Here is a 22,246-nt window from a genome sequence, read left to right on the forward strand (position 1 = left end):
CCTCGCCTCAGAGCTTCAAGTGCTGGGCATACCAGGGCCGGCGCGGTGCCCGCTTGAGCAGGTCCGGCACCTCTTCGTCGCGGCTCAGGGCGATGCGCAAGGCCAGCTTCATGACCTCCTGATCCATCTCCAGGGACATTTCTCCCGGGGCATTGCCCAGGGGGCCGCAGCCATGGGTCGAGGCCCCCAGCCACGGGTCGTCGATCTCGACCCAACGCCCGGGGGCGAACCAGGGCACGCCATTGACCTCGCGGCGCAATACTTCGCCGGGGTGGTAGCGCTCGTGGGCCCGGAACCAGTCGTCGATCCGGTCATCGATCCAGCCATGGAATTTCCAGAACATGGGGTGCACGTGGGACGAGAAGGGATCGCCGAGAAAGTCATTCTGCGGCTGGTACCAGCGCCCGGCGAAGTCCGAGGACAGGCGCGCTTCCATCACCGGCATGCCGTTGGAAGGATCGCGGGCGACATCCGCCCAGCGCATGTGCAGCCAGTCGTGCAGGCCCAGCTCGACCTCGGACCCGAACTGGCCCAGGGTCAGGCGGCTGAGGTACTCGGGGTCCTGGTACTGCGACTCCCAGACCTGGAAGTTGCCATAGAACGCCGCATCACTTTTCAGCCCGTGCAGCCATTGGGTGAACTCTTCATCGTCGTCGGCCACCCAGGCCGGCGGCACCGAGCAGCCGTCACGGTTTTCGTAATAGCGGATAAAGGCCTGCCGATCCTGCTCAAGGCGGGCACAGGGCAGCGGCAACTGCTGCCAGGACACCAGGTCCGGCTGCAACGAGCGGGCGTGCAGGAGCATGTGCCGGTGCATGAACAGAAAATCGATGCCCGAGGCATTGCGGTGCTTGCGCCGCCCACGGGCGTCACGTTCATGCTTGACCGGGCCCGGCTGCCAGCCGAGCCCCCGCAGGCTGTTGCGCTTGTCCTTGGGCAGGGTGTGCCAACGGTCCCGCGAAGCGTGCCAGAGCTGATGGAACAGGCGGTGCTGCGGCGATACCAGCCACGCCAGCAAGGCGGGGCTCAGCCCGCTCTGGTCCCGGGCGGCAGGAAAGACTCGCTTGCGCGCCACAAAACGCGCCGCGGATACCGGCGCCAGTGGCGACGCCTGCAGCGACTGCAGGCTGCCACTGAGGGTGCCGCTGCCGGCATTGCCCCAACTGGCCCAGACCTCATCGAGCACCACCTGGCATTCATGGCTGGGGGCACCGGCGATGCGGCCACCGGTAAACAAGCGCCAGCGCAACCTGGCGGCGTCCACCGACGCCAGGTCGCCCTGCACCATGAACTCCACCGGGCCGTCGCCTCGCAGGCTCTGCGCACGCCCCAGGAGGCCACGCAAGCCGCGCCCGGTGGGGCCGGCATCCAGTAACAACTCACAACCTTTACGAGGCAGGGATTGCGGTCCGTTGGCGTCGAGAAACTCGATATCCCAGATGCCCCGCAGGTGATCGGCAAGGCGCACACCAGGGTCCAGGGCCACCTCCAGCTTGGCTTCCCCGGGGGTGATCTCCTGCTCTTCCTTGCGGCGAACATCCTGACGCAGCAACTCCTTCTGGGTGTAGTACGCCACAGGGATAGCCGCTCCCGTCACCGCCAGACCGGTCAAAAATCCTCTTCTCGAAAACCTCATCGCTCTACCTTTATCCAGTGGCGCGTCACGCATCTAGCTAGAACGTTGGATTTGCAGGGAAATTTACCGGCCAGCGATTGCCGCGACGCTAAATTTGCTCTCGGCCAGCTCGTTTATCGCGGATAGATGTGCACAAAAGGTCGGACCCGGCAGCACTGAACCCCAGGGCCCGACCCCGTCATCAGCCCGCCTGCGACTGGGATAGCAATGATCAAAATATCTGGTAAGAAAACCCTCTATCTGAGCCTGCTGATACTTATCATCGCCGCCGTCGGCGTCGGTGCCGGCGCGGCCTGGCACTACTACTGGAAGGATCGGGTGTCCTACCCCAACGAGATCGTCAAGCACGCCAACGACCTGCAGGAGCGCATCATTTCCTTCGACAGCCACATCACCGTGCCCCTGGATTTCGGCACCGAAGGCAGCGAAGCGGACAAGGACACCTCTCGCCAGTTCGACCTGGTCAAGGCCGGTCGCGGCCGCATGTCCGGCGCCGCCCTGAGCATCCTGGCCTGGCCGGAAATGTGGAACGGCCCCAACGCGCCGCACCGCCCCACCGCTGGCTTCGTCGAGGAAGCCCGCCACCAGCGCGAGACCCGTTACCGGATCATCCAGGGCATGGTGCGTGACTTCCCCAACCAGGCCGCCATCGCCTACACCCCCGCCGACCTGCGCCGCATTGCCTCCGAAGGCAAGGTGGCGGTGGTGATCAGCCTGCTCAATGCCTACGCCATGGGCGACGACCTGGACCAGCTGGACCAGTGGGCCGCACGGGGCATGCGCCTGTTCGGCTTCAGCTATGTGGGTAACAACGACTGGGCCGACTCGTCGCGCCCGCTGCCCTTCTTCAATGACACCCGGGACGCCCTCGGCGGCCTCTCGCCCGTCGGCAAGCAGGCGGTGCAGCGGCTCAATGACCTGGGGGTGGTGATCGACGTCTCGCAGATGTCGAGCAAGGCCCTGGACGACGTTGCGAGCCTGACCCGGGCACCGGTGGTGGCTTCCCACTCCGCCCCCAGGGCGCTGGTGGATATCCCGCGCAACCTCAGCGACCAGGAAATGCAACAGATCAAGGCCACCGGCGGGGTGATCCAGGTCGTGGGCTTCTCCACCTACCTGCGCCCCCTCAGCCAGCCGACCCTGGACAAGCTCAATGCCTTGCGCAAGCGCTTCGACCTCGGGCCACTGCAAGGCCTGGAGAACGCACTGATGCCCGGCGACGCCGTGATCACCATCTGGCCGGAACAGCGCTTTGGCGAATACGCCAGCTCCCTGTACGGCATCCTCGATGAGGAACCCAAGGCCAGCCTCAAGGACTATGTCGACGCCATCGATTACACGGTGAAGAAAGTCGGCATCGACCACGTCGGCATCAGCTCGGACTTCAACGAGGGCGGTGGCGTCAATGGCTGGATGAGCGTGGCGGACAACCGCAACGTCACCGCCGAGCTGATCCAGCGTGGCTACAGCGATATCGAGATCGCCAAGCTCTGGGGCGAGAACTATCTGCGCGTCTGGGAACAGGTGCAGAAACTGGCCAAGCCTGCAAAACCCGCCCCTCAACCCGCCATCGCCGGCTAACCCATGACCACGAGCCTTCCTGTGACCAACCGTCGGACATTCCTCAAACAAGCAGGCCTGTTGGCCGCCGCCCTGCCCCTGGGCAACCTCGCCATCAGCCAGGCCCGGGCCGACAGTGCCACCGCCAGTGCTTCGCAGTGGACCCAATTGCGCCAGTTGTTCGACCTCGACCCGGACTACGTGCACCTGGCCAATTTCCTCATCACCTCGCACCCGAGGCCGGTGCGCGAGGCCATCGAAAAATACCGCGCAGTGCTCGACCGCAACCCGGCCATGGCCATGGACTACGACACCCAGTACACCTGGAAGCGCGAGGCCCAGGTGCGCGAAAGTGTCGGCCGCTACCTGCAGATCAAGCCCGGCCAGGTGGCCCTGACCGGCAGCACCACCGAAGGCCTGGCCCTGATGTATGGCGGCCTCCACGTGCGCCCCGGACAGGAGATCCTGACCACGGTTCACGAGCACTACTCGACCCGCAACGCGCTGAAGTACCGCACCCAGCGCGACGGCACCCAGGTGCGCACCATCGAACTGTTCAAGTCGCCCCACAGGATGTCCACCGACGAAGTGCTGGGCAACATCGACCGCAGCATCCGCGCCAACACCCGCGTACTGGGCATGACCTGGGTGCAGTCGGGCAGCGGCGTGAAACTGCCGATCGGCGAGATCGGCAAGCTGGTGGACCAGCACAACCGCAATCGCGATGAGCACGAGCGGATTCTCTACTGCGTCGATGGTGTGCACGGGCTGGGGGTGGAGGACATCACCTTTGCCGACCTGAACTGCGACTTCTTCGTCGCCGGCACCCACAAATGGATGTTCGGCCCGCGCGGCACCGGGATCTTCTGCTCACGTTCGGAACAACTCGAACACCTGACGCCGATGGTGGCGACCTTCTCCGAAAACCAGAACTTCGCCACCACCATGACCCCCGGCGGCTACCACAGCTTCGAGCACCGCTGGGCTGTGGACCAGGCTTTCGACCTGCACATGCAGCTGGGCAAGGCCAACATCCAGTCGCGCATCCATGAACTCAACAGCTACCTCAAGCAGCGCCTGCAGGAGCACCCGGGCATCGAACTGGTCACGCCCCTGAGCCCGGAGCACTCCGCCGGCTTCACCTTCTTCCGCGGCCAGAACCTGGACACCGACGCCACCGCCGCCTGGCTGATCGAGAACCGCATCCTGGTGGACGCGGTGGACCGCGATGCCGGGCCGGTAGTGCGCATGGCCCCCGGCCTGCTCAACAGCGAGGCGGATATCGACCGGACCATGGACCTGCTGGGCAAGCGCCTGCGCAGCAGCAAGACCGCCTGAGCCGTTGCCACGCCCCCTGAACTCACATTGCACAAGGCTATTGACTGATGAAACCCATCGCCTGTTCCTCCCTGGCCGCCCTGGCCGGTTGCCTGATCAGCCTCAACGCACACGCGGTAGAACCGCCCAAGCCCGGCAGCGTGTTCAAGGACTGCAAGAACTGCCCGGAAATGGTGGTCCTGCCGGCCGGCAGCTTTGTCATGGGCACCCCGGAAGACGAAGTGGGCCGCGAGCCCGATGAAGGCCCGCAGCACACCGTGACCTTCAAGAACGCCTTCGCCATGAGCCGCTTCCATGTCACTGCCGCCGAGCTTGATGCCTACATCCGCGAAACCGGTACCGTGATCAAGGACGGCGACGACCGCCCCGGCCGCCTGTGCCAGGCCAGCAAGCCACGCTATGAACAGGGGCCGCGCCAGCCGGCGGTCTGCGTCGACTACGCCGACGTGCAGGCCTATACCCAGTGGCTATCGAAGAAAACCGGCAAGCACTACCGGATGGTCAGCGAGGCGGAACGCGAATACGCCGCACGCGCCGGCAGCACCGGTTCCTTCCCCTTCCCTTTCGACGAGGAAGGCCAGTACCAGATCACCAAGCACGCCAACACCTACGGCCCCAAGGACGGCTTCAGTTTCACCGCCCCGGTGGGCAGCTATCCGCCCAATGCCTTCGGCATGTATGACATGCACGGCAACGTCTATGAATGGGTCGCCGACTGCTGGCACCCCGACTACGTGGGCGCGCCTGCCGATGGCCGGGCCTGGATGGAAGAGTCGGAAGGGGTGTGCCTGGATGCCCAGATTCGCGGCAACGACTGGGGCGAGGCACCGGTATTCTCGCGTTCGGGCAACCGCAACAGCCGCAAGCGCGAAGTGCGCGGGGACTGGCTGAGCTTCCGGGTCGTGCGTGAGCTGGAACAGCCCGGCGCCAGCCACAAGTAGACACCCCGATGAACAGCGGCCCGGGGCAACAACCGCACCGGGCCACTGGCAGTATCAGGCGACGTCCCGGGACTTGCCGGCCTGAGCCTGGCGAAGGTTCTCCAGCATCAGCCACAGGCCCTGGCGCAAGGCCGGGAACAGGCTGTTGTTGAAGTTGTTCCAACGCAGTTCGAGGATGGTGTCCTCGGGGCCGATTTCGGTGTTGAGCACGTCATGCAGCACCTCGCCGGAGTCGATACCGTTGTCCACGTAGTGGAACGACGCCCCGGTCAGGTATAGCGGCGCGGTCGGCTCGGTTTCCTTCGTCGCCCAATCCACTACTTTCTGCCCACGGGCGCCGTACAGGGCATTCCAGGTGGCATAGGCCCCGCGACGCTCATAGGGCGATTCGATGCGGGTGATGCCCGGGTGGATGTTCATGATCCGCCGGGCGAAAGGCGCTCCCGGGCGCACCAGTTCATCGAGGATCACCAGCAGGCCGTCGAGCACCACGATATCGGCTTTGAGCTCCACCAGGGTGTCGTGCAGGCGGCGTTCGAAATCCTGCTTGCCGGCGATGTGTTCGGCACTGCCGCGGGGATGGCGGCGATAGGTGGACGGCACGCTCAGCAGCAAGTCGTTGACCCGCTTGCCCTGCACTTCCAGGTCCGCCGGGTACAGCCACTGGCGGCCCGGCTGGTAGGCAAAGCCGTAGTCACTGACCAACTGCTGGTCCCGTGGCGACTGCTCGTCATCGTCGTAGACCACGCCCACCAGTTCGTAGGCCTCGCCCAGGGGCGTCTGGTTCAGCGTCTGGACCAGAAATTCCAGCACCGATTTCATGTAGCGCTCGTGGTCCTTGTAAGCCACCGGCTGCCCGGCCTTGTCGGCGGCGGCATTTCGCAGGGACCAGACATACACCAGATTCTTCTTTGTCATTTGCTCGCTCTCGCTCAATGGTTCAGGCACTGCGTCGATACACGTGCGCCCACAGAACAAGAACGAACCACAGGCAGGGCAATTTATCCGCAGTGCCCGCCGGGCTGGCATGCCGAGCTAAATACTGGCGTCGGCGCTTCGTTTGTCAGGGGTAAGGGTCTGCGTGCTACGACCCTCTATCCACTCTCTGGGAAGTACTTATGACCGACCCCAAGCGCGGCGCCTTCAACGGTCTGCTCGCATTGCTCAGGCCCTTTCGCACCATCGTGGTGATCTCCGTTGCCCTGGGCATGGCCGGCGGCCTGGCCATCACCCTGTTGCTGGCCACCATCAACAACGCCCTGCACTCGGCGACCGGCATGACCCAGGGCGTGGTCCTGACTTTCGCCGCCCTGTGCGTGCTGGCCCTGATCAGTTCCATCGTCTCGGACATCGGCACCAACTATGTGGGACAACGGATCATTGCCGCCCTGCGCAAGGACCTGGGTGAAAAAGTACTCTCGGCGCCCATCACCCAGATCGAGCGCTATCGCTCCCACCGCCTGATCCCGGTACTGACCCACGACGTCGACACCATCAGCGACTTCTCTTTCGCCTTCACTCCCCTGGCCATCGCCACCACCGTCACCCTGGGCTGCCTGGGCTACCTGGCGTACCTCTCGGTGCCGATGTTCCTGATGATGGTGGTGGCCATCATCATCGGCACCAGTGTGCAGCTGGTGGCCGGCGGCAAGGGCATCAAGGGCTTCGATGAGGCTCGCGACCATGAGGACGAGCTGCAGCGCTACTACAACGCGATCGCCTCCGGTGCCAAGGAACTGCGTATCCACCGGCCCCGACGCTTTCGCATGAATACCCAGCGCATCCAGAAAACCGCGGATCGCATCAGCGATATCCAGGTGCGCTCGGTGAACATCTACATCCTGGCCAAGAGCTTCGGCTCGATGCTGTTCTTCGTGGTCATCGGCCTGGCCCTGGCCATGCAGGCCTACTACCCGAACCCGGACCCCGCGGTGATCACCGGTTTCGTGCTGGTGCTGCTGTACATGAAGGGCCCGCTGGAACACGTGGTCGGCTACCTGCCCATCGTCGGCAAGGCCAAGATCGCCTTCGCCCGGATCAGCGAACTGTCCGAACGCTTCTCTTCTCCCGAGCCGCACCTGCTGATGGACGACAGCGAAGCGCCGCAAGCGGTGGTGCACAGCCTGGAACTGCGCGAGGTGCGCTACAGCCCGCCGCCGGTGGAAGGCAGCGAACCGTTCCACCTGGGCCCGATCAACCTGAACATCAAGCAGGGCGACATCGTCTTCATCGTCGGCGAGAACGGCTGCGGCAAGACCACCCTGATCAAGCTGTTGCTGGGCCTGTACCAGCCCCAGTCCGGGGAGATCCGTCTCAATGGCGAAGCGGTGACCGACCGGGCCCGGGATGACTACCGGCAGCTGTTCACCACGGTATTTGCCGACTACTACCTGTTCGACGACCTGGTCCAGGGCAATGCCGGCAAGTCGCTGGACGTCGCCACCCAGTACCTGAACCGCCTGGAAATCGCCCACAAGGTCAGCGTCAAGGATGGCGCCTTCACCACCACCGACCTGTCCACCGGCCAGCGCAAGCGCCTGGCCCTGGTCAATGCCTGGCTGGAAGAGCGCCCGGTGCTGGTGTTCGACGAATGGGCCGCCGACCAGGACCCGGCCTTCCGGCGGATTTTCTACACCGAGCTGCTGCCCGATCTCAAGCGCCTGGGCAAGACCATCATCGTGATCAGCCACGACGATCGCTACTTCGACATTGCCGACCAGTTGGTGCGCATGAAGGCCGGACGAGTCCTGACTGAACTGCAACCGGCGTGATTGTTTCCGGTTTATGGCAGCTGATGCGTCATACAGACAGAACTGAGAATTAATACCATTAACAGTCACTACATCTGCCGGATCTATAAGAGCATATGAGCATGCCCGCACAACACCGACTGACCCCTTTGACGAAAGCGCTGCTTCGCCAGGCCTTCTCGCCAAAACTGGCTTCCCGCACCCTGGGCCTGGCCCTGACCCTGCCACTGATGGCTCAGGTCCAGGCCCAGGAAATCCATTTCAACATCGTCTCGCAGTCCATGTCTGCGGCCCTGCAGGAGTTCGGGCGCCAGGCCAATATGCAGGTGCTCTACAACCCTGACGATGTGCAAGGCAAGCGCAGCAACGCCCTCAGCGGCAGCTATTCGCCGGAGCGGGCCATCGCGGCCATGCTCAATGGCACGGGGGTGGCCTACACCCTCAAGGACAACTCGGTCACTATCCGCAACCATGGTGGCAACGGCTCGCTGGAACTGGGGACCAGCACCATCAGCGGCCAGGGCCTGGGCACCACCACCGAGGACACAGGTTCCTACACCACCGGGGCCATGCAGACCGCCAGCAAGCTGTCGCTGACGGCCCGGGAAACCCCGCAGTCGGTCACGGTCATCACCCGCCAGCGCATGGATGACCAGAACATGAGGTCCCTGGAGGATGTGCTCAAGGCCACCCCCGGCATTTCCATCACCAAGGACGGTCCGCAGCGGCCGACCTTCTACTCCCGTGGTTTTGCCGTCGAAAACCTGATGACCGACGGCTTGCCCAACGATTTGACCCACTACCTGAGCCGGGACATGAACTCCTCGGCTGACATGGCGATCTTCGACCATGTGGAAGTGGTGCGTGGCGCCACCGGGATGATGCAGGGCGCAGGTAACCCGTCGGCAGCGATCAACATGGTGCGCAAGCGCCCCACCGCCACACCGCGGGTCACCGTCACCGGCAGCGCCGGCAGCTGGGACGACTACCGCACCGAGATCGACGCCTCCAACGCCCTCAACGAAAGCGGCACCCTGCGCGGCCGGGTGGTCGCCGCCTATCAGAGCAAGGGCAGCTTCCAGGACTTCGTCAGCAGTGAACGCAACGTGTTCTACGGCATCACCGAGGCCGACCTGAACGAAGACACCACCTTCACTTTTGGCGTCTCCAACCAGAGCGGCAGAAACAACACTTCCTGGGGTGGCCTGCCGGTTGCAGCCGACGGCAGCGACCTGCACCTCAAGCGCTCGACCTACCTGGGCAGCAAGTGGGAGTACTGGGATCAGAACAACACCACGGCGTTCAGCCGCCTGGAGTATCGCTTCGCCAACAGCTGGAAAATGCTCCTGTCCGCCAGCAAGAGCTGGTCGGACCTGAACATGCTCGGCTCCATTCCGGAACGCATGGGCGCCAACTACGATGAGTTCGGCCAGAACATCGGTCGCTACGACTACGAAGACCAGCAAAACAGCTACGACGGTTACGTCACCGGTCCCTTCTCCCTGTTCGGGCGTACCCATGAACTGGTGGTGGGCGCCAGCCGGCGCGACCTGACGTTCAAAGGCAAGGGCCTGCCCATCGACCTTGAGACCCACACCAACATCTACAAGCCCAGCGGCATTCCCAAGCCGGACATGAGTGCCAACCCCTGGACACAACGCCGTACCAGCCAGCTGGAAGGCACCTACGTCACCACCCGTCTGAGCATCACCGATGACCTGAAGCTGATCCTGGGCGGCCGCCTGGACTGGTACGACTATGACGTAACCACCACCTGGAACGGCAAGGCCTCCGCCTCCAGCCTGCCGAACAAAGTGACACGGCACCTGACCCGCTATGCCGGGGCCATCTATGACCTGGACCAGAACCACTCGGTCTATGTCAGCTACACCGATATCTTCAAGCCGCAGACCGAACTCGACGCCTCCAACGGCGCGCTCAAGCCGATCGAAGGCAAGAACTACGAACTGGGCATCAAGGGCGAGTACTTCGACGGCAAACTCAATGCCAGTGCGGCGATCTTCCGCATCGACCAGGAAAACCGTGCCAAGGTACTCAACCCCAACCAGTGCAACCCGGTGGGAAGCACCTGCTACGAAGCCGCGGGCCAGGTGCGCAGTGAAGGTATCGAGCTGGAAATCAACGGCATCCTGGCCCCGGGCTGGGAACTGGGGGCGGGCTACACCTATGCCTCGGTCAAGTACACCAAGGACTCCAACGAAGCCAACGTCGGCCGCCTGTTCGACACCGACATCCCGCGCAGCGTGTTCAAGGCCTTCACCACCTACCAACTGCCCGGCGACCTGAACCGCTGGACCATCGGCGGCGGGATCTATGGCCAGAACACCATCTACAACAAGGGCACCAACGACTACCTGAGCACCTTCGACTACCGCATCGAACAGAAGTCCTACGCCCTGGTGGACCTGATGACCAGCTACAAGGCCTCGGAAAATGTGAACATTCGCCTCAACGTCAACAACCTCTTCGACAAGCGCTACTACCAGAGCATCGGCACCAACACCGACTACGGCACCAGCCTCTACGGCGACCCGCGCAACGCCATGGTCACGGTCAGTTGGTCTCTGTGAAACACCCCCTCCCCCTGTAGGAGCCGGCTTGCCGGCGAAGGCGCCCTTGAGACTCGCGCACCTTCGCTGGCAAGCCAGATCCTGCAACGCGATGAATTCCCCTCCCCTCCCACATCCCCTTCCGTAGGAGCCGGCTTTCCGACGAAGGCGCCCGCAAGTCATGCAACGCCCCGGGTGACGTCTTCGCTGGCAAGCCAGCTCCTACAGCAGTCAGATACACGGTGCAGATCCCCGTAGGAGCCGGCTTGCCGACGAAGGCGCCCGCAAGTCATGCAGCGCCCCGGGTGACGCCTACGCTGGCAAGCCAGCTCCTACAGCAGTCAGATGCACGGTGCAGATCCCCGTAGGAGCCGGCTTGCCGGCGAAGAGGCCCGCAAGTCATGCAGCGCCCCGGGTGACGCCTACGCTGGCAAGCCAGCTCCTATAGAGCGAGGGCGAGCCGTTGATTTGCTTATGACGAAAACGACAAAGGCCTGGACCGTTGCCGGTCCAGGCCTTTGTCGGTGTCTCAGTTCAAGCAGGTCAGCAACTGCTCTGTGAAGCTCTCCAGCAAGGCTCGGCTGTCCACCATGGCTTCATGGCGGGCTTCGATATGATATGAAGCGGCTATCTCGCCACCCTGCACCTCGCGACCCATGGCCTGCTCCATGACCTGGATCCGCTCCGGGGTGTAGTCACTGGACCACCATAGCCGCGGCGCAACCCGCAGGGGGCGATAGGCATAGGCCGCAGACAAGGCGCTCAAGTCATTGAACACCGCGCTGACCAGCGAGGCGTCGAACTCGGCCTTGAACAGCCCCACCACCCGATCCAGCTCGCCGGGAGCCAGGGGGATATTGCCAGCCACCCAGCCATGGATACTCTGCCAATCGAGCTCGGCTTCGCGCCTCAAGCGGCTCTCGATCATCCCTGCACTGCCCGGGAACTGCTGGCAGAGCTTGTCGATGATCGCCTGCCACTCGGACTCGGCCGTCACAGTGACTGGCATCTCCTGCGTCTGGATCTGATCGACCCCGGCGCCCTGAGGCGGTGTCGGGTCGAGCAGGCCGAGGAAACGCACCGTCTCTCCCGCCGCCTCCAGTTCGCTGGCCACGTCCATGGCAATGGACCCGCCCAGGGACCAGCCTGCCAGGTAGTAAGGACCTGTCGGCTGTACCTGACGGATGCTGGCGACATAGCGCTCGATCATGGCCTGCCATGAAACCTCGCTCCAGTCGGTTTGCAGGTAGGCCTGGTGCAGCACGCCATACACCGCGCAACGGTCGCGCAACTGCGCCGCCAACGGCAGGTAGCCATACACGCTGCCCCCCGCCGGGTGGAAGCAGAACAGCGGCTGGCCGGAGCCGCCCAGGGCGATGACATTCTGTGCACTGTCGGGCTGACCGGCTGCGATCACACCAGCCAGTTGCCCCACGGTCGGCGCCGTGAACAGCGCATTGATGCTCAGTTGCACAGCCAGTGCCTGGTTGATGGCGCCGATCAGGCGCAAGGCATCCAGGGAGTGCCCACCCAACTCGAAGAAGTTGTCGTCCAGGCCCACCTGGTCGACGCCCAGCACCTGGCTCCAGAGGGCGGCGACCTGCTGTTCCAGCTCGCTCTGTGGAGCGATGTAGGCCTGCTGCAACAGGCTGGCATCGGCCTTGGGCAGGGCCTTGCGGTCCAGCTTGCCATTGGGGCTCAACGGCAGCGCTTCGAGGAACAGCAGGTGCGCCGGCAGCATGTAGTCCGGCAGCACCTCCTTGAGGGCCGCTTTCAATTGCTCGCGCAGTTGCGCCTGGGCCTGCGGCGTATCGGCCGCCACCTGCGCGGCTGGCACTACATAAGCCACCAGTTGTGGCCCGCTCGCGCCGTCCTGGGCCAGTACAAGCGCCTCGCGTACTGGCGTCAGCTCCAGCAGCCGCGCTTCGATCTCGCCCATTTCGATACGGAAACCGCGGATCTTCACCTGGTGGTCGATGCGCCCGGCGTATTCGATCACGCCTTCGGTGTCATAGCGGGCCAGATCGCCGGAGCGATACAGGCGCCCACCATCGCTGCTGAACGGATCGGGAATGAAACGCTCGGCAGTCAGGCCTGGGCGGTCGTGGTAACCCCGGGCCAGCAGGTCGCCACCGATCATCAGCTCGCCAATCACACCGTTGAGCGGCAGGTTGCCGCTGCTGTCCAGCAGGTAGATGGAACGGCCCGGCAGGGCCTTGCCCAGTGGAATCACCGCCGGCAGCGGCTCGGTCCCCTTCAGGTAGGCACCGCAGTCATGGGCCGTGGCACTCACGGTGGCCTCGGTGGGCCCGTAGGTGTTGAGCAGGCAGGCGTGTTTCAGGCCGGCCTGCTTCCAGGCGGCCACGCCTTCCGCCGGCATGGCCTCGCCCCCCAGGTTGAGCTGACGCAGGCGGCCAAAGTCCCGCGGCCCCTTGGCGGCGAAGTCCTTGCCCAGCATGAACCAGTAGGCGGTGCTCAAGTCGACGATGCTGATGCCTTGCTCGATCAGCTCGCGGTAGAAGGTTTCGCTGTCCCACAGCGCCTTGCCGCGGATCACCACCGAAGCACCACGGATCAGCGCCGGGTACAGCTGTTCGACAAAGGCATCGAAGTTGAAGGTGGAGAACTGCAAGCCACGGTCCGCAGCCGTCATGTTGAAATGGCTGGCGGTGGCCCGTGCGTGCTGGCTCAGGGCGTTGTGGGTAATACCTACGCCCTTGGGCCGGCCGGTGGAGCCGGAGGTGTACATCACATAGGCCAGGTTTTCCGCGCTGCTGCGCTCAGGCGGGTTGCCCTGCGCCATACCGGCCAGCCAGACGGGAGCCTGGTCCAGGCACAGGTACGGCACCGCGAGGCCATCCTGCAAACGCTCCAGCAGCGGCGACTGGGTCAGCAGCAACTGGATGCCGCTGTCCTGCATCATGTAGTGCAGGCGCTCCTGGGGGTACTCGGGGTCCAGCGGCACGTAGGCGCCACCGGCCTTGAGCACCGCCAGCAGGCCGACAATCATGTCCAGCCCGCGCTCCACGGCAATGCCCACCCGCACATCCGGGCCTACACCCTGCTCGATCAGCTTATGGGCCAACTGGTTGGCCCGCTGGTTGAACTGGCCATAGCTCAGTTGCTGGCCGGCGCACAGCAGCGCCACGGCATCCGGAGTGCGCGCGGCCTGGGCTTCGATCAACTGGTGGATATTCAAGTCCCGGCCCACTTGCCCGGCCGCCCGGCGGGACTCCTGTTCAACGACCGTCCGTTGCCCGTCGCTGAGCAGCGAAAGATCCCCCAGGCACTGCCCGGGGTTGCCGATCATGGCCAGCAGCAGGTGCTGCAGGCCCTCGGCCAGTTGCCGGATCACCGCGCCACTGAAGTGCTGGCACGAATAGCTGTAGTCGAATGACAAGCGTTCAGCGACAAACACCGACAGGGTCAGCGGATAGTTGGTCTGCTCATGATTGCCTACCGCGCCAAATTGCAACTGTGCCGGCGAGCCTTTCTCCAGGGCTTCGGACACCGGGTAGTTCTCGAACACCAGGATGTTGTCGAACAGTGCCTCGCCCCCAAGGCCGGCCCAGCGTTGCACGTCATACAGCGGCGTGTGTTCAAAATCGCGCAGGGCCAGGTTGCGCTCCTGCACGGCCTGCAACCAGTCGCTGACCGACAACTGCGGAAGTGGCGCGGCCACCACCGGCAAGGTGTTGATGAACAGGCCGATCTGCTGCTCCACGCCCTTGAGTTCCGCCGGCCGGCCGGACACCGTGGCGCCGAACACCACCGTGTCCTGCCCGGTGCAGCGTTGCAGCAGCAACAGCCAGGCGGCCTGCACCAGGGTGTTGACCGTGACCTTCTGCTGGCGGGCAAACTCGCCCAGGCTGCGGGTCTGGGCCTCGTCGAGGGTGCAGCCATGGCTGCCATGGCCCTCCTCCAGCGGCGCTCGTGCACCGGCAGCAATGGCCTGGGCCAGACGGGTCGGCTCATCCAGCCCCTGCAGTTGCTGTTTCCAGAAATGCTCACTGAGGGTTGCGTCCTGGCGTTGCAGCCAGGCGATGTAGTCGCGGTAGCGCCCGGTCAGGTGCTGCGGCAATTGACCGGCATAACGTTGCAGTACTTCACCGAGCAACTGCGAGTTGCTCCAGCCGTCCATCAGGATGTGGTGGTTGGTGTAGATCAGGTGGTAACGCTGCTCGCCAGTGCGCACCAGGGTCAGGCGCAGCAGAGGCGCAGCGGCCAGATCGAAGCCCCGTTGACGCTCGGTCGCCGCCAGGGTGTCCAGGGCTTGCGGGGCCTGCTGCGTCGAGCGCCAGTCGTGCTCGACACACTCCAGGCTGACCTGCTTGTACACCACCTGGATCGGCGCCGGCAGTTCGCCCTGCCAGAGGAAACCGCTGCGCAGGATGTCATGACGCTCGATGGTTGCCTGCCAGGCCTGACGGAAGCGCTCGGGATCGAGCCCGTCCACATCCACTCGTAGCTGGTTGATGTAGTCGCCACCCTCCTCTTGATACAGGGTGTGAAATAGCATGCCCTGTTGCATCGGCGACAGCGGATAAAGGTCCTCGACCTGTGCCAGGGCCAGCGGCAAGCGGTCCAGCTGTTGCTGGCTCAGGCCGGCCAGCGGGAAGTCCGATGGCGTGGCGCCACGGTGCTCGGGCTGGCTGCAATGCTCGATCAGCGCCTTGAGCTCCCGGGCGTAGTCATCCGCCAGGTGCTCGATGGTGGCGGTATCGAACATCGCCCGGCTGAAGTTCCAGCCCAGGCTCAGCTCACCGCCATAGACCTGGCCATTGAGAGTCAACCAGTTGCCCAGGGGGGCGTGCAGGCTCTGGTCGTCGCCCTTGGCCTCATTGGCCGGGGCAAACCATGCCTGCTGGTCATCGAAACTGCCGTCGAACTGCCCCAGGTAGTTGAAGGTAATGCGCGGTACGGCCAGTGCGGCGAGGGCTGCCTGTGCTTGAGCATCCCCCAGGTAGCGCAAGGCACCGAAGCCGATGCCCTTGTTCGGCACCGCCCGCAGCTGTTCCTTGATGAGCTTGATCGAGTCGGCCAGGGCCGGCTGCGGCGTCAGCTTCACCGGGAACACGCTGGTGAACCAGCCCACGGTGCGACTCAGGTCGATGCTGTCGAACAGCTCTTCACGGCCGTGGCCTTCCAGTTGCACCAGGGCGCTGCTGTCGCCGGTCCAGCGGGTGATGACCCGGGCCAGGGCGGTGAGCAGCAGATCGTTGATCTGGGTGCGATAGGCTGCCGGCGCGTCCTGCAACAGGCGTTGGGTATCACCCTTGCTCAAGCGGGTTTCGACACTGCTCGCGTGCTGGTTCTGCAACCCGTCGTGACCGTGGTCGCAAGGCAGGTTCGATTCGACTCCCTGCAACTGTGCCTGCCAGTAACCCAGCTCCTGCTGCAGCGCCGCGCTGCTGGCATAGGCCTGCAACTGCCCGGCCCAGGCCTGGGTCGAGCTGGACTTGGCCGGCAGTGCCTGGCCGCCCAGCAAGGCTTGCAGATCCTCCAGGAGAATCCGCCAGGACACCCCATCCACCACCAGGTGATGAACGATCAGCAACAGGCGCTGGCTCTGGTCGGCCAGGGTGAACAGCACGGCCCGCAGCAACGGGCCCTCCTGCAGGTTGAGACTGCTCTGGGCCTGCCCGGCAAACTGCTGCAACGCCTGGGCGTCGGCGACATTGGCCTGCCACAGCAGTTGCACCGGCTCATCGGCATCGGCAAAGGCTGCGCGCCACGTGCCCTGATGTTCGGTAAAGCGCAGGCGCAAGGCATCGTGCTGCACCGTCAGGGCCTGCAATGCGCTTTCCAGGGGCTGGGCTTGCAGCGCCTGTAGCGGCTTGAGCAGCACCGACTGGTTCCAGTGATGCCGTTCCGGTACCGGGGTGTCGAAGAACCACTGCTGGATCGGCAGCAGCGGCATTTGCCCACGCACCGGGCCCTGGTCGATCTGCAAACCGCCCTCGCCCTGCTCCGCCACCGTGGCCAGCCCTTGCACCGTCTGGTGCTGGAACAGGTCCTTGGGGGTGAAGCGGATACCAGCCTGCCGGGCACGGCTGACCACCTGGATCGAGATGATCGAGTCGCCACCCAGTTCGAAGAAGTTGTCGGTGACGCCCACCTGCTCAAGCTTCAGCACATCGGCCCAGATCGCCGCGATCTGTTGTTCCAGCGGGTTCTGCGGCGCGACGTAGGTCTGCTGCATCAGCTGCGCATCGACTTTCGGCAGCGACTTGCGGTCCAGCTTGCCGTTCGGTGTCAGCGGCAGTGCTTCGAGGAACAGCAGGTAGGTCGGCACCATGTAGTCCGGCAGGCTTTCCCGCAGGCGCGCCTTGATGCTTTCGCGCAACTGCGCCTGGCGCTCGTTGCTCAACGCCACGTCAGCGTCCACCGGCACGATATAACCCACCAGTTGCTGGCCGCTCGGCCCTGGCTGGGCGATCACCGCCACTTCCAGCACCGGGTCCTGTTCCAGCAGACGCGCTTCGATCTCGCCCAGCTCGATACGGAAACCCCGCACCTTCACCTGATGGTCGACACGGCCTACGTACTCCACCAAGCCATCGGTGCGATAGCGGGTCAGGTCGCCGCTGCGGTACAACCGGGCACCGGTGGTGCTGTAAGGATCGGGGATAAAGCGTTCCGCCGTCAGCCCCGGACGATCCAGGTAACCCCGAGCCACGCCCAGGCCACCCAGGTACAACTCACCCGCCACGCCAACCGGCAACAGGTTGAGGTTGGCATCGGCCACATAGGCACTGCGATTGCCAACGATATTGCCGATAGGCGCGTAGGCCGCGTCGCACGGATCGCCCGCCTTGGCCTTCCAGATCAAAGGAGTCACCACGGTTTCAGTCGGGCCGTAGCCGTTGAAGATGTACTTGGGCCGCAGCACTCGCCACGCCAAATCGTAACTGGCCTGGGGCACTGCATCGCCACCAAAGCAGTACACCCGCACCGCCGGCGGGTTGCCGTCACGCTCGGCGTGTACCGCCAGTTGCTGCAGGTACACCGGCGGGAACACACCCACGGTGACGCCGTAGCGGTGCATCTGTTCGTAGGTGAATTCCGGTGACCACAGGCTGTCATCACGGATCAGCACGCTGGCCCCGTAGATCAGCGGGTGCATCCAGCCTTCGTGGGAGCCGTCGAAGGCGAAGGACATGAAGTGCAACTCGCAATCCGCCGGGCTCATTTCATAACGTTCGCCGGTGGCCAGGCTGTGCATGGCCAGCGGGCCGTGGGACACCGCCACGCCCTTGGGCAAGCCGGTGGACCCGGAGGTGTAGATCACGTAGGCGAGGTTTTCCTCGGCCAGGTCTACCTCTGGGCTGGTCACCGGATAGGCCGCAAAATCGGCCGCGCCTTCGACGCTGAGGGTCGGCAGCCCCTCAGGAATCGGCAAGCGATCCAGCAGATGGTTCTGGGTCAGCAGCAGCCAAGCGCCGCTGTCCTGCATCATGTAGCGCAGACGGTCCTGGGGGTATTCGATATCCAGCGGCACATAGACCCCGCCGGCCTTGAGCACGGCCAGGAAGGCCACCATGATTTCCGCGCAACGCGGCATGGCGATGGCCACCCGCACTTCCGGGCCAACGCCCAGCTCGATCAACTTGTGCGCCAGCTGGTTGGCCTGAGTATCCAGCTCGCGATAGCTCAGGCGCTGCTCGGCGAAGAACACCGCTGGTGCATCCGGCGCCTTGGCCGCCTGATCGGCAAACAGCTGGTGAACAAAACGCTCGGTCGGGTAGACCACATCGGTGTGATCCCAATCCTGGCGGATACGGTGCTGCTCGTCCTGCGTCAGCAATGGCAACTCACCCAGGCCGGTTTGCGCATGCTCCATCAGGCTCAGCAACAGGCCCTGCAAGTGCCCGCCCAACTGCACCATCGAAGGTTCGGAGAAAGATTCACGGGCATAGATGAACTCGAACGACAGGCTCGCCCCCAGGTTGACCGCGACCGTCAGGGGGTAGTTGGTCTGCTCGTGGTTACCCACAGCGCCAAAGCGCAGTTGCGCCGGAGCACCTTTTTCCAGGGCTTCGGACACCGGGTAGTTCTCGAACACCAGGATGTTGTCGAACAGCGCATCCCCGCCCAGCCCGGCCCAGCGCTGCACTTCGTACAGCGGCGTGTACTCATAGTCGCGCAGCGCCAGGTTGCGGTTCTGCACTGCCTGCAACCACTGGCTCACGGTCATGTCCGGGCATGGCGTGGCCACCACCGGCAAGGTGTTGATGAACAAGCCCACCTGCTGCTCTATGCCCTTGAGCTCCGCGGGGCGCCCCGCCACCGTGGCGCCGAACACCACGCTTTCCTGCCCGGTGCAACGTTGCAGCAACAGCAGCCACGCCGCCTGCACCAGGGTATTGACCGTGACCTTCTGCTGCCGGGCAAATTCGCCAAGCCGTGCCGTCTGTGCCAGGTCCAGCTCGCGATGATGCTTGCCGTGGCCGGTGCCGGTGCCGGCCGCAATGTCCGCGACCCGGGACAGCGCCTGGGTCAGGCGGGTCGGTTCATCCAGCGTCTGCAGTTGTTCTTTCCAGAAGCTTTCACAGGCCTGGGCATCCTGGCGTTGCAGCCAGGCGATGTAGTCCCGGTAGCGGCCCGGAGCGTGGCTGGGCAACTGACCGGCATAACGTTGCAGCACTTCGCCGAGCAACTGCGAGTTGCTCCAGCCGTCCATCAGGATGTGATGGTTGGTGTAGATCAGGTGGTAGCGCTGCTCGTCGATACGCACCAGGGTCAGGCGCAACAACGGCACGGCATCCAGCTCGAAGCCACGCTGGCGCTCGGCGGTGGCCAGGGTATCCAGGGCTTCCTGCTGCTGCGGCTGGCCGCGCCAGTCATGTTCGGTGCAGTCCAGGGCAATGTGCTTGTGCACCACTTGCAGCGGCGTCGACACCTCGCCCTGCCAGATAAAGCCGGTGCGCAGGATGTCATGCCGATCGATGGCCGCCTGCCAGGCCTGCTGGAAGCGCAGCGGATCAAGGCCATCCACGTCTACCCGCAGTTGGTTGATGTAATCGCCCGCGGCCTGCTCGTAGAGGGTATGAAACAGCATGCCCTGCTGCATCGGCGACAGGGGGTAGAGGTCTTCGACCGAGGCCATCGCCACCGGCAGGCGATCCAGTTGCTGCTGGTTCAGGCCCGCCAGTGGGAAGTCCGACGGGGTGGCGCCACGGTGCTCGGGCTGGCTGCAATGCGCCACCAGCGCCTTGAGCTCCTCGGTATAGTCGTCGGCCAGCCGCTGCACGGTGGCGGTATCGAACATCTGCTGGCTGAAGGTCCAGTTCAGGCTCAACTCGCCGCCATAGACCTGGCCATCCAGGCTCAGCCAGTTGCTCAGCGGGGCCAGTGGGCTCTGGTCGTCGCCCTTGGCTTCACCGCTGGGTTTGAACAGGGAATCCTGCTCGTCGAAACTGCCGTCGAACTGGCCCAGGTAGTTGAAGGTGATACGCGGCACGGCCAGGGCTGCCAGGGTCTGCTGCGCTTGCGCCTCGCCCAGGTAGCGCAAGGCACCAAAGCCGATGCCCTTGTTCGGTACCGCCCGCAGTTGTTCCTTGATGAACTTGATCGAATCGGCCAGGGACGCCTGGGGCGTGAGCTTCACCGGGAACATGCTGGTGAACCAGCCCACGGTGCGGGTCAGGTCGATGCTGTCGAACAGGTCTTCGCGGCCGTGGCCTTCCAGTTGCACCAGGGCACTGGCTTCGCCGGTCCAGCGGGTGATGACCCGGGCCAGGGCGGTGAGCAGCAGATCGTTGATCTGGGTGCGGTAGGCCGCCGGGGCATCCTGCAGCAGGCGCTGGGTACGGGCCTTGTCCAGGCGTGAACTCAGGCTGCTGGCGTGCTGGTTCTGCAACTCGGTCACCGGGCGATCCAGCGGCAGGTTCGACTCGACGCCCTGCAACTGGGCCTGCCAGTACTTGAGTTCTTCCTGCAGCGCCGCACCTTGGGCATAGGCCTGCATCTGCTCGGCCCAGGCCTGGGTCGAGCTGGTCTTGGCCGGCAACGCCAGGGTCTGGCCGGCGCTGAGTTGAGTGTGGGCCCGTTGCAGATCCTCCAGCAGGATCCGCCAGGACACCCCGTCCACCACCAGGTGGTGGATCACCAGCAACAGGCGCTGGCTGCCGTCCTCCAGGCTGAACAGCACGGCCCGCAGCAGCGGCCCGTCCTGCAGGTTCAGGCTGCGCTGCGCCTCGATCGCCGACTGTTCCATGGCCTGGGCGCCATCCACTGCGACCTGCCAGAGCAGCTCCGGCCGCTGGCCGGCATCGGCAAAACGCGCCGACCAGCCATCCGCCTCCTGGCTGAACTGCAAGCGCAAGGCGTCATGCTGCACCCACAGGGCCTGCAAGGCGTTCTCTACCACCTCGGCGCGCAGCGGCTGGGCCGGCTTGAGCAGCACTGACTGGTTCCAGTGATGGCGTTCGCTCATGGGCAGCTCGAAGAACCACTGCTGCACCGGCAGCAGCGCAGTTGCGCCACGCACCGGGCCCTGGTCGATCTGCACCCCGCCCTCGCCCTGCTCGGCCACTGCCGCCAGCCCCTGTACCGTCTGGTACTGGAACAGATCCCGCGGGGTGAAGCGGATACCGGCCTGCCGCGCGCGGCTGACCACCTGGATCGAGATGATCGAATCACCGCCCAGTTCGAAGAAGTTGTCGGTGGCACCGACCTGCTCAAGCTTCAGCACATCGGCCCAGATCGCCGCGATCTGCTGCTCCAGTTCGCTCTGCGGCGCCACATAGACCTGCTGCATCTGCTGGGCGTCGACCTTGGGCAGGGCCTTGCGATCGAGCTTGCCGTTGGGGGTCAGCGGCAACGCTTCGAGGAACAGCAGGTAGGCCGGCACCATGTAGTCCGGCACGTGTTCCTTGAGTGCCGTCTTGAGGCTGTCGCGCAGGGCGGCCTGGGCCTCGACGGTCGGGGTGGCCTCGCTCGGCACGATATAGGCCACCAGTTGCTGGCCGTTCTCGCCGTCATGGGCCAGGACGAAGGCTTCACGCACCGCCGCCTGCTGCACCAGCCGCGCCTCGATTTCACCCAGCTCGATACGGAAACCGCGGATCTTCACCTGATGGTCGATGCGGCCGATGTACTCGATCACCCCATCGGTGCGGTAACGGGTCAGGTCGCCGGTGCGGTACACCCGGCCACCGTCGCTGGAAAACGGATTGGGTACGAACTTCTCGGCGGTCAGCCCTGGGCGCGCCAGGTAGCCTCGGGTCACCCCGGCGCCGGCCAGATACAGCTCGCCGGCACTGCCCACCGGCACCGGTTGCAGGTCCGGGCTGAGGATGTAGCTCTGGGTATTGCTGATGGCCCGGCCGATATTGGCCTGGCCGCCGGCCTCGCGCCGGGTGTAGGTCGAGTAGGTGGTGTCTTCCGAAGGGCCGTACAGGTCGTAGACATGCACCAGCCCGGGCTGCTGGTAGAGGCTAGCCCGGG

8 protein-coding genes are annotated in these 22,246 nt (G+C 64.5%); 5 read left to right on the forward strand and 3 right to left on the reverse strand.

What is annotated here, in order from left to right; translation table 11 throughout:
- Positions 1-7: 7 nt before the first annotated feature.
- A complete protein-coding gene (gene pvdP / locus ACUXVH_RS14775; protein ID WP_065363176.1) occupies positions 8-1,636 on the reverse strand; it encodes a pyoverdine maturation tyrosinase PvdP in 1,629 nt (542 codons plus the stop codon).
- Positions 1,637-1,843: 207 nt separating this feature from the next.
- Between pvdP and pvdM the strand changes: the two genes are divergently transcribed.
- The 3 genes from pvdM to pvdO are packed head-to-tail and all read left to right on the forward strand — an operon-like array spanning position 1,844 to position 5,475.
- Positions 1,844-3,217, forward strand: a complete 1,374-nt coding sequence (gene pvdM, locus ACUXVH_RS14780) for a pyoverdine-tailoring dipeptidase-like protein PvdM (protein WP_065363175.1) — start codon at positions 1,844-1,846, stop codon at positions 3,215-3,217.
- Between the two features lie 21 nt (positions 3,218-3,238).
- The gene (pvdN, locus tag ACUXVH_RS14785) at positions 3,239-4,534 is read left to right on the forward strand and encodes a pyoverdine-tailoring periplasmic protein PvdN (RefSeq protein WP_065363174.1); all 1,296 of its coding nucleotides are present in this window, start codon (positions 3,239-3,241) and stop codon (positions 4,532-4,534) included.
- A 47-nt stretch (positions 4,535-4,581) separates the two neighbouring features.
- Positions 4,582-5,475, forward strand: coding sequence for a dihydropyoverdine dehydrogenase (gene pvdO / locus ACUXVH_RS14790; RefSeq protein WP_011062370.1), 894 nt, complete (start codon positions 4,582-4,584; stop codon positions 5,473-5,475).
- A gap of 54 nt (positions 5,476-5,529) precedes the next feature.
- Here the strand turns inward: pvdO and ACUXVH_RS14795 are convergent, their stop codons facing one another.
- Positions 5,530-6,393 (reverse strand): formyltransferase family protein, encoded by an 864-nt coding sequence (locus ACUXVH_RS14795; protein ID WP_065363173.1) that lies wholly within the window; start codon positions 6,391-6,393, stop codon positions 5,530-5,532.
- Between the two features lie 200 nt (positions 6,394-6,593).
- Here ACUXVH_RS14795 and ACUXVH_RS14800 point away from each other — a divergent pair, with 200 nt between their 5' ends.
- Together ACUXVH_RS14800 and ACUXVH_RS14805 are read left to right on the forward strand one after the other, a co-directional pair.
- Positions 6,594-8,246, forward strand: coding sequence for a cyclic peptide export ABC transporter (locus ACUXVH_RS14800; RefSeq protein WP_019094654.1), 1,653 nt, complete (start codon positions 6,594-6,596; stop codon positions 8,244-8,246).
- Between the two features lie 95 nt (positions 8,247-8,341).
- The gene (locus tag ACUXVH_RS14805; protein ID WP_065363172.1) at positions 8,342-10,816 is read left to right on the forward strand and encodes a TonB-dependent siderophore receptor; all 2,475 of its coding nucleotides are present in this window, start codon (positions 8,342-8,344) and stop codon (positions 10,814-10,816) included.
- 508 nt (positions 10,817-11,324) lie between these two features.
- On the opposite strand, the gene ACUXVH_RS14810 is transcribed toward ACUXVH_RS14805, so the two are convergent.
- The coding region (locus tag ACUXVH_RS14810) for an amino acid adenylation domain-containing protein (protein WP_445495232.1) at positions 11,325-22,246 on the reverse strand (10,922 nt) is incomplete at its 5' end.

This window comes from Pseudomonas sp. 8(2025) (genome assembly GCF_052665325.1).